This is a genomic window from Bradyrhizobium sp. UFLA05-109, from assembly GCF_054185165.1.
In genome coordinates this window covers 190536-196830 of the sequence record NZ_JBBIAR010000007.1, presented here as the reverse complement: position 1 = coordinate 196830, position 6295 = coordinate 190536, and the positions used below count along the sequence as shown (strand labels likewise).

7 protein-coding genes and 1 tRNA gene are annotated in these 6295 nt (G+C 64.6%); 3 read left to right on the top strand and 5 right to left on the bottom strand.

Annotated elements, in window-relative coordinates:
• Positions 1-189: 189 nt before the first annotated feature.
• The gene (locus Q3C01_RS07310) at positions 190-534 is read left to right on the top strand and encodes an addiction module antidote protein (protein WP_458144640.1); all 345 of its coding nucleotides are present in this window, start codon (positions 190-192) and stop codon (positions 532-534) included.
• 324 nt (positions 535-858) lie between these two features.
• Positions 859-1101, top strand: a complete 243-nt coding sequence (locus Q3C01_RS07305; RefSeq protein WP_458144639.1) for a hypothetical protein — start codon at positions 859-861, stop codon at positions 1099-1101.
• Positions 1102-1239: 138 nt separating this feature from the next.
• On the opposite strand, the gene Q3C01_RS07300 is transcribed toward Q3C01_RS07305, so the two are convergent.
• Complete coding sequence (locus Q3C01_RS07300) at positions 1240-1461, bottom strand: helix-turn-helix domain-containing protein (RefSeq protein ID WP_458144638.1); 222 nt, start codon at positions 1459-1461, stop codon at positions 1240-1242.
• 344 nt (positions 1462-1805) lie between these two features.
• Positions 1806-2183 (bottom strand): hypothetical protein, encoded by a 378-nt coding sequence (locus tag Q3C01_RS07295; RefSeq protein WP_458144637.1) that lies wholly within the window; start codon positions 2181-2183, stop codon positions 1806-1808.
• 162 nt (positions 2184-2345) lie between these two features.
• On the opposite strand from Q3C01_RS07295, the gene Q3C01_RS07290 reads away from it, so the two are divergent.
• A complete protein-coding gene (locus Q3C01_RS07290; protein WP_458144636.1) occupies positions 2346-2663 on the top strand; it encodes a hypothetical protein in 318 nt (105 codons plus the stop codon).
• A gap of 306 nt (positions 2664-2969) precedes the next feature.
• Here Q3C01_RS07290 and Q3C01_RS07285 read toward each other — a convergent pair.
• The 3 genes from Q3C01_RS07285 to Q3C01_RS07275 all read right to left on the bottom strand — a co-directional run bounded on the left by Q3C01_RS07285 (position 2970) and on the right by Q3C01_RS07275 (position 6233).
• Positions 2970-3045 (bottom strand) — tRNA-Thr (locus Q3C01_RS07285).
• 98 nt (positions 3046-3143) lie between these two features.
• Positions 3144-4940: a heme biosynthesis protein HemY gene (locus Q3C01_RS07280; RefSeq protein ID WP_458144635.1), complete on the bottom strand. Its 1797-nt coding sequence runs from the start codon at positions 4938-4940 to the stop codon at positions 3144-3146.
• Positions 4941-4961: 21 nt separating this feature from the next.
• On the bottom strand, positions 4962-6233 hold the full coding sequence (locus Q3C01_RS07275) for a COG4223 family protein (RefSeq protein ID WP_458144634.1): 1272 nt from the start codon (positions 6231-6233) through the stop codon (positions 4962-4964).
• Between the last annotated feature and the right edge of the window lie 62 nt (positions 6234-6295).

The following is a 6295-nucleotide window of genomic DNA, read 5'->3' as shown; positions in this document are numbered from 1 at the left end:
GGGGCCACCCTCCTCGGCGATCGGGTTAGTCAGGACGTTGATATGGTCACAGTGCGCTTCAACTACCGCTTCGGCGGCTACGGCTATCCTCCCGTCGCGGCGAAATACTGACCTTCTTCTAGACGTTTTTGTCAGCACAATAGGCCGGGCAGGTTTGCCCGGCCTTTTTGTTAGAAGGCGTATGTCCGCATGATTGCGAAGCAATCCATCAGATCATCTCGAACAAATCGCAGAGTGATCGCAGAACGCATCAATGGCGCATTGGAGACCGGCGACATCGTGGAGATCTGTCACGCAATTGGGGCAGCCACTCGGCAGCACAACATTGCAGACCTCGCGCGCCGTGCTGGCATCGAAAGGACAAGCCTCTATCGCGCATTCGCCGGAGAAGAGAAGCATCCCAATTTCAGCACAGTCCTACACGTTCTCGGCGCGATGGGATTTGAGTTGCGCGTGATAGCGCGCCAGAACGCTCAGGCGCGTAATTCGGGCGACCAAACGCCCCAGCCGCCAACTGCGTTTGATCTGGACTGAGGGGGCAAACTGCAACCGCAGGCCAATGTGTGGACCGGCAGCGCGTCAATGATGAACGACACCATATAGCCAGACCATCAGCACCGCTAAAATTATGGTCCATAAAACAGAAAAAGCGAACGCACGCTTATTGAAGTTCATTCTTCACTCCCAGCGATCACCTCGTCGGCGCGCAGCTGACCCGCCGGTCGTGCGGGACTATTGATCTGCCTCAAGCGCCCGATGATGGGCGCTGAAAGCATTCAATGGGGCACCGCAACAACCTGCGCGCCTGTCATCCCGGCGGAGGGACGCGGACTGATCGCGGGTCAAGGAGGACAAGAAATGATCAAGCTGTTCGCTATTGCGAGTTTTGCGCTTTCGATTGCAACATCGGTGCAAGCCATGACGCCTGCACCGATCGCTCAAACGGACAATGATATGATCACGCAAATTGCCGCCGCTTGTGGTCCGGGCAGGACGCGAGTCAACGGCGTATGCGTGGCCAGAACTACCATCCGTCAAACCCGCCGAGCCGTTCGCAGATGCGTGCGATGGCAAGGTGGGGTCTGCGCCTTGTACGAATGAGGACTTCCACTGGCGTTCGATCTTACAGCCGGACGCCAGTACGTTCCGATTGAACCGACGTGATTGAGCAGGCCGGATGCGGGATTCCGCTTAGTGAAGCCCGACAGTGCGTCAGTTTTTGCCGCATGCAAGCAATCTCTACGTTACACCTTTGTAGGTTCTCCAACTTGCCAATCGCTCGGCCGCGTCCGCGATCTTGGCTGGTGGGCTGACGCGCAGCTTGGCGAGCAAGCGCGTTCGCTGTTGTCCGACTTGCTTGGCGGTCCCGCCAAGTCGCTCGGCGATCTGAGCATCAGTCTTCCCAGCGGCGAAGCGCCTCAGGAGCTGCTTCTCGCGCGGACTTAGCGGCAGTTTGCTCATCGGCCATTTATCTGGGCTCGGCGCCGTCCGGCCTGTTTCAATGCGCCAAGTGCACAAACGCATTTGGGACGACCGGCAGTGGAGTGCAAGCGCATTCAGTCCGGCAAGAACATGGCAATGGCCAGCGCTCCCAGCGCGGCTAGCAAGAGTAGCGCAATGAACAGACGATCTACACGCCCCATGCCCCTCGCTAACAGGATCAGCCCCGACCAAATTTTGATGCAGATCAATGCCGAGCCCTAGTCAATGGTTCTCGGCATGGAGGTGCGATGGGGAATGGAGCCAACCTCTGCCTACGGCGCGTGGCCACTGCATCAGCGGCTTAGGCCAAGCGGCGTCGCCGCTCAGTACGGATACCCGCCGGGGCAAACCCAGTTGCCGTAAGCGTCGTAGCCGCAGCCGCCGCGGTAGTAGGCTCCCGCCGCAGCCGCGCCGACCGCGGCGGCTCCAACCGCCGCCGCACCGACCCCGTAGCGGTAGCCGCGATACGCCCCTGCATACGCACCCCGATAGCCGTAGCGCCCGCCGCGCACAGCGACAGCGCCGCCCCGGTATCCGCGAGCGGCTACCGCGCCACCGCGGTAGCCTCCTGCTCGCACGGCACCACCGCCGTGGTAACCTCCGGCGCGCATGCCGCCGCCGCGGGCGAATGCGTCATCGGAGGTGAAGGTGACCAGCAGCATGGCTGCGGCTGCCGAAGCGATGAGAATCCGACGCAACATTAGCGTTCTCCTTCTTTCGAGAGCGGAACACCGCGGACACCGCACATCGCACCGAGCCACGGGTCTGTCTGAAGCCTCGCGTGCGGGAGCTTCGCGGCCTTGACTTGGATCAAACAAACCTCACGTACATCTACGTGAACGACGCTGCTAGCGATTTGTATTTTGCGGCGGGCGTTGGCGGCGTCGAGGCACCGCCAACTCCGCGCGCATCGCGTACTCTTCGATGAAGAGACCGCCAAGCTCGCTGCCGTGGAAGATGTCGGTGAGCTGACGTTCGACAAACCTGTACTCGGCGCTGCCTTCGCGGGCATCCTCAAGCCGATAAGCCAGCTCTCGGATGATGTCTTCCAGTTCGACCTCTTCGGCGGTCTTCGGAACGTCAGGCGAGAAACGGTGCTGGTCATCAAGGTGTTCGCCAATGTAGATGCCGCCGAGAAATGGTTCGAGGAGAACGACCCCGAGGGCGTCGCGTTCGAGTAAAAGGTTCTGGAGTGAGAAGTGCTGCTACAGCGCGCTGGTTCGCGCCCCATTAGTGCCGCGCTTCAGCCGAGGAAAAAGCACGGATCCGCAGAAGATCCCCGCGGATAAAAAATGCGCTCACCAATGGTGCGACGTTCCAAACGCCTGCCATTACCCTCACCGCTGCACCGCCCAGCGCCATGGTAGCGGTACGCGGGTGGCTCTGCGGGCGGTTTAGCCGTGGTTACGCGGTGGTTCCATTCGAGTCGGGCGAACTGACGGTCAAAAACACTACTACAATATACGTAATTTAATCAGTGAGTTGAATGGTGCCGCAAGAGGGACTCGAACCCCCGACCCCGTCATTACGAATGACGTGCTCTACCAACTGAGCTATTGCGGCGGACCAATGAGGGGCCAGCATGGCGGCCCCAGCTACGCGCGCCCCTGATATCGGGCATGGCCGGAATTGGCAAGGTCAAGCCGGGCCGAACTTGCCGATCAGCGGCCCCAGCGGGACCAGAAACCCCGCCAGCCGCCGGCCTGGGCCTTCGGCGTGCCGATTTGTTCCGTAAATTCATCGCTGGGCCCCTCGTCATCGATCCCGGGGTCATCTGGCGCGCGGATGATCGGGATGACGGCGGGAATCGGGGAGGACGCTGGCTTGCCGAGGTCGGCTCGGGCACGGAATACGGGCGTAGCCGCAATGGGGCCTGATTCGGCGGGCCCTGGGCCCGGTTTGGCCTCAGTTGCCGAAATAGCCGGCTCGGGCGCCTTCACGTCGACCGACTTGGCTTCGATCTGGGCGTCAGTCTTGGCTTCCGGAAGCTTGGCTTCCAAAGGCTTGGCTTCCAAAGGCTTGGGCGCGGGCGGCAGATTGTCCTGCGCGGCGGGCGCAGGCGCTGGCGGGACCGGTTCCAGCGCCTCGCTGCTCACGGTGATCCGCTTCGGCGGCGGGGCAGCCAGCATGGCCTCCTCGAACGGGGAGGCCTCGATCGTCGTGCCCTTGTCCGAGGGCAGACTTGCCACCGGCGTCTGCCATTGGAAGGCGTCGAGCCGGCCAGTAACCGGCGAAACCGGACGCCAGCGGTTGCTGACATAGCCGTCGGCGGTCCAGGCCGGGTCGTGACGCGCGCGCACGGCGCGCAAGGTCCAGGCCCGCGCCCGGCCGCTATCGCCATGCTCGGCGCGCTCGATCTCCGCCATCAGCAGCGCAACCCGTTGGGTCGGATCGTTGATCAGCGGCGCCAGCGCCTCGCGCGCGCGGGCAAATTCGGATGCGTCGATCGCGGCGCGCGCGAGTGCGAGCTGGCCCTCGACATGTCCGGGCGTCTTGGCCGACAGCGTCTCGATCCGCTGCAAGCGCTGCCGCGCGGAATCGCCGAGCTTCACATGCGCATAGGCGTCCGCGAGATCGGGATGCGGATGCGCGAGCCAGGCGGCTTCCACCAGCTTCATGGCGCGACGCACCTGGTGCGCCTCGCTCTCGAATTTCGCGGCAAGGGCAGCAGCCGGCACCAGCGTCGGCGCGAGCTTCACCGCTTCCATCACGCTCTCGCGCGCGACGTCGCGGTCCATGGTCTCGAGCTCGAGCGCACGCGCGGTGAGCAGCACGCCGCGCTGCCGGCGCCAGGCCTTCTTGTCGATCAGGCCTGCCGAGAGATTTGAATCGAGGATCGCGAGTGCGCCGCTCCAGTCGCTGCGGGCACAGCGGAAACCGAGCACCGCCTGCGAGGCCCAGGTCGAGGACGGCGACAGCTTGATCGCCTCCTCCGCGATCATCACCGCGGAGACCGCGTCATCGGCACGCTGCGCCTCGATGAAAAGGCCGCGCAGGCCAAGCAGCCGCGTGTCGGGACGTTCGGCCATGGAACGGAAAGCGCGCTGCGCCTCCTCACGATTGCCGTCGAGCTGCGCCGACTGTGCATGCAGCAGCAGCGCCAAAGGATCGTCCGGCGCATGCCGCCGCGCGGCTTCCGCGTGGCGGCGCGCGAGCGCGGTGTCGCCGTGGCCAATCGCCAGCAGGCCATGGGTGATGGCGTGACGGCCGCGCGCCTGACGCTTCTCGTGACGACGGCGACGCATCCGCGCCGGCGTTCGCCAGACCCCGCTCAAAATGCTCCAGGCGACTATGGCAGCCACCGCAAGGACGCCGAGCGCGAACGCGAACACCGGCACTGTCGTCGTGGCGCGCAGATTACCCCACGTCAGGATGATATCGCCGGTCTGATCGGCAACCCAGGCCGCGCCGGCCGCGGCAAGTGCGATGAGGATGAGGAACGATACGACGCGAAGCATGGTGATCCCTTCAGGCGCGGTCTATTGCGCGGGTTTGGCGAGATCCGCCATGGCATCGTCGGCGAATTTGCGGGATGCGGCGAGTGCGGCATCGCGCGCATCGGCCTTGTCGAGCCAGGCCTTTGCGGCTTCGCGATCGGATTCCGGCAAGCCCTTCAGCTCGCGCCGCGCCGTTTCGAAATCGTTGCGCAGCGCCGCCGCGGTCACCCGCGCGACGATTGCGCCGCGATCATTGCCGACACCGTCGGTGCGCTCGATGCGGACGAGCTTTGAGGCGCCCGCCTGAAGGTGTTCGATAATGCCGCCGCTGGTCTGCGCCTCCGCCGGCGGCGACAACTTCGGCACGATGTTGAGGAGCTCGCGGCTCAGCGCGACCGGAGACGGGACGCCTGTGGACGCGAACGTCTCGAGCGGCTTCAACGCCTGCGGATCGGGCGCGAAGGATTTCGCTGCCGCGAGCTGCGCTGCATAGCCATCGCCGTGACGGACGGCAACGTCGAGCAGCGCCGCCGCAACGACGCGACGCATCGCCTTGTCGTCGGTGGACTTTGCATCGGCGATCTTCTCGCCCTGCTGTGTAAGCTCGGCGCGCTCGGCCTTGATGGTGCGTTCGAGCTGCGCGATGCGATCGTTGATCTCAGACAGATCCGGCGCGGCGCCCGCGTCGCGCGGCGCCGACTTCACGTCGTTCAGTGCGCTGCCAAGCTTGTCCGATTGCGTACGCAGGCTCGCAATGTCGCTGCGCAAGGCGGCGACGGATTTGTCCAGCGCGTCGAGCCGCGCCACTGCGGCCGGGTCCACCGCTGGAGCCGCTGCTTTGTTGACCTTGGTCTCGACAGCGGCGACGCGCCCGCTCAATGCATCGACCGTCGCAGTCGTAACCTGCGGCGCCGCCGATGGAGCTTGCACAGGTTCCTGGCCGACCTGGGGCCAGCCCAGCATCCAGCCGACCGCGATCACCAGCGCGGCTGCAACCGCGCCCGACAGCGGCGCGATGACCCAGGGGGACACCGGCTTAGACGTCGGAGGCACCGCGGCCTGGGCCTCGGCGCGTTCGGGCTCGTCTTCCAGCCTGGCTGCTTCGGGCTTGGCTGTTTCGGGCTTGGCTGCCTCGGCCGCGACCGATTCGGCTTTGGCCGCATCGGCCTCGGCCGGCTCCGGCTCCGGCTCATCAGCCGCCTGCTGCGGCTGGGTGGACACCTCGGTCGCCTCGAGATCGATGGTGGGCGGAGTGCGCTTTGCACGACCTGACTCGGGGGCCAATCCTGCGTCTTCAGGCTTGTCTTCGGCCATCGTGACGTTTCCCTCACACTTGCAAGCGACGTACTCGGACCGGACCCCTCAACTCAAGGATT

Coding starts and splice junctions, on each gene's coding strand:
- Q3C01_RS07310 (WP_458144640.1), top strand. CDS start 190: ATGATTGCGAAGCAATCCATCAGATCATCTCGAACAAATCGCAGAGTG.
- Q3C01_RS07305 (WP_458144639.1), top strand. CDS start 859: ATGATCAAGCTGTTCGCTATTGCGAGTTTTGCGCTTTCGATTGCAACA.
- Q3C01_RS07300 (WP_458144638.1), bottom strand. CDS start 1,461: ATGAGCAAACTGCCGCTAAGTCCGCGCGAGAAGCAGCTCCTGAGGCGC.
- Q3C01_RS07295 (WP_458144637.1), bottom strand. CDS start 2,183: ATGTTGCGTCGGATTCTCATCGCTTCGGCAGCCGCAGCCATGCTGCTG.
- Q3C01_RS07280 (WP_458144635.1), bottom strand. CDS start 4,940: ATGCTTCGCGTCGTATCGTTCCTCATCCTCATCGCACTTGCCGCGGCC.
- Q3C01_RS07275 (WP_458144634.1), bottom strand. CDS start 6,233: ATGGCCGAAGACAAGCCTGAAGACGCAGGATTGGCCCCCGAGTCAGGT.